This is a genomic window from Mariniphaga sediminis (assembly GCF_003573545.1).
GTDB lineage: Bacteria > Bacteroidota > Bacteroidia > Bacteroidales > Prolixibacteraceae > Mariniphaga > Mariniphaga sediminis.
On the sequence record NZ_QWET01000060.1, the window covers coordinates 1 to 1,535 of the forward strand.

A 1,535-nucleotide genomic window follows, 5' to 3' on the forward strand; every position below is an offset into this window, starting at 1 on the left:
ATGAAAGCCACACCGCTGAGGAAATAGATTTATAAGGACAAGCGACAAAAGGACATGAATAAATAATAAGCCACCTAGCTTTGCATTTCCAAATCAACAAGAGCTAGATGGCTATGAAAAAAGATTTTATTCAGTTCGACCAAGTCGTTGAACGCGGAGCCGGTATGGATGTCCACAAAGAGATTATTGTGGTAACCATCAGAGGCAAAGGTATAAAAACACAAACTAAAAGTTTTAAAACTTTTACGAGTTCTTTGACAAAATTGCAAGAGTGGTTAAAAAAGTATGGGATAACCCATTTAGCCATGGAGAGTACGGGAGTTTATTGGAAACCCGTGTTTAATGTATTAGGCGATGATTTTACTATCATTCTGGTTAATGCCCGTCATGTAAGGAATGTTCCAGGACATAAAACCGATAAAAAGGATAGCAAATGGCTGGCGAAGTTACTGTTAAGTGGTTTGTTGAAAGGAAGCTTTATTCCAGAAAAAGAAATCCGTGACTTGCGTGATTTGGTACGCACTAAAACCCAGTTAACCAGGGAGATTTCTTCGGCAAAGAACAGGTTCATAAAGTTTATGGAAAGTGCTAACATAAAGCTATCGTCGGTACTAACCAATGTTTTTTGTGTAAGCGGTCAAAAGATCATATCCGAGATTTTAAAAGGCGATTACAAACCGGAACGTTTGCTATACCATGTTCATGGCCGGGTTAAAGCTCCGAGGGAAGATATTATCGAAGCATTGAGGGGTAAGCTTGACGACCATTACCGGTTTATGATGAAAACTATGTTAGAGCACATTGCCAATACCGAAGGAGTAATTGCCCAAATAGATGAGCAGATTCAACAAAAGACAGAAAAGCATAAAGAGTTTCTGGACCTGTTAGAAACCATTCCTGGTGTAGGTCGCGACGGAGCAGTTTGTATAATTGCTGAGATTGGAACAGACATGGAGGCTTTTGTTTCGCACAAACATCTGGCATCGTGGGCAGGAATGTGCCCCGGCAATAATGAAAGTGCAGGTAAAAACAAAAGTGGAAGGATAACTTATGGCAATGCATTTCTCCGGGCATTTCTTGTTCAAATGGCATGGGGTGCAGCACGTACTAAAAACACGTATTTAAGTTCAAAATACAAAAGCCTTGTTGGCCGAAGAGGTAAGAAAAGGGCAGTTATCGCAGTAGGACACAAGATCCTGATAGCCGCTTACTTCATCATTAAAAACAAGGTTGGGTATAACGAACTTGGAGAAGACTACTTAAGCAATTTTAGGAAAGATAAACTTGTAGAATATTACAAGAAACAATTAGAAAAACTGGAGCCAAATGTCGATTTCGACAATGAGGCAGCTTGAAAAATAAAAGGTCGGTTTGTTACTGTATGCACAATATGTGACTACGAAGATGAAAGTGACCTAATCAGTTAAGGACAAAAGAGTATTGCCTGGAGCATGAACATGAAAATTTCAATAACCTAACTGATTGAATTAAAATATTGATTATTAAACTTTATAGATAGATATATTAACATGAAA

At 38.4% G+C, this 1,535-nt stretch carries 1 protein-coding gene; it reads left to right on the forward strand.

Annotation, left to right across the window (positions count from 1 at the left end):
• Positions 1-113 precede the first annotated feature (113 nt).
• Positions 114-1,355 carry an IS110 family RNA-guided transposase gene (locus D1164_RS23555; RefSeq protein WP_119352353.1) on the forward strand — a complete coding sequence of 414 codons (1,242 nt, stop codon included), beginning with the start codon at positions 114-116 and terminating at the stop codon, positions 1,353-1,355.
• Positions 1,356-1,535: the final 180 nt, after the last annotated feature.